We start from the raw sequence: 914 nt of genomic DNA on the forward strand, positions 1-914 counted from the left end.
CAATGGTCCGCTGCGATTTCAAGCTGCTCTAGCGGCGTAGTTCCTGACCTCCGCCAGTACCTCTTGACTTTTTGGCAGGTTCGGGTCAATCCCACACCTGCTGAAAATGCGTAAAGCCAAGCGCTCATTGGTATAGGCAGTTGTAATATCAGCCATGGAAAATGCTCCGCGTTCAAGGTCGGGAACCGCTAAGTGGTGGGCAGCTTTAGCCAAATTAACTACCGTTAGCGCGCAGTTGACGTGGAAGTCGATCTTAAGCCAATCACGCCCTTGCCCCTCTTCTAAACCGCTGAACTGCTTGCCATCGCGGAAAATGAATTCTTGTTGGTAACGACAGCGGTAAGCATGGACAATTTGTTCGGCTGGCTGATCAACATCGGTGCTCATGTATACCTTCACAGACTTGATTTTGTTTTTTTCGTCAAGTTGGTGTATAACCACGATACGGATTTTTAATCCTGCTACTTTTAGTTGAACCACGCCCGTCCAAGCAACGGTTTGAGGTGAACTCAGCGCTTCCACTCGACTAAATACGGCAGGATCAAGGTTAAATAAGTTGACAAAGCCAGCATATTCCTTAGGCCGCCCTTTTGACTTTTGTGGTCCGCTGTAGTAGTAGCGCAGACTGACGTTTTTACGCAAGCGGGAGACTACATGAAAACCTGCATTGACAACGCGTTGGATGAATGGATTTCGGGAAAAGTACGCATCGACTACCACGTATTTACTGATCTGGAGCAGTTCGTCAGCCCGTTGCTCAAGGATTTCGGCATAATAATCCAGCAAAGATTCTTTCACATGTCGACCGACGGTTTGAACCGCTTCAAGATGATACGCAGTCTTATTGTCCAAGTCAACAACTGCTAGCCCCGTAATTTCCAATCCCCATTTTCTTTTCCCGGCAACGCCAGAAT

The 914-nt window shown here is 47.8% G+C and carries 1 protein-coding gene; it reads right to left on the minus strand.

The annotated features are described in order from the left end of the window. Positions 1 to 18: 18 nt before the first annotated feature. Positions 19 to 914: transposase (locus H9S92_RS22895; protein ID WP_187464847.1), on the minus strand; the 896-nt coding region annotated here is incomplete at its 5' end.

Source organism: Neolewinella lacunae (assembly GCF_014349155.1).
Classification (GTDB): domain Bacteria; phylum Bacteroidota; class Bacteroidia; order Chitinophagales; family Saprospiraceae; genus Neolewinella; species Neolewinella lacunae.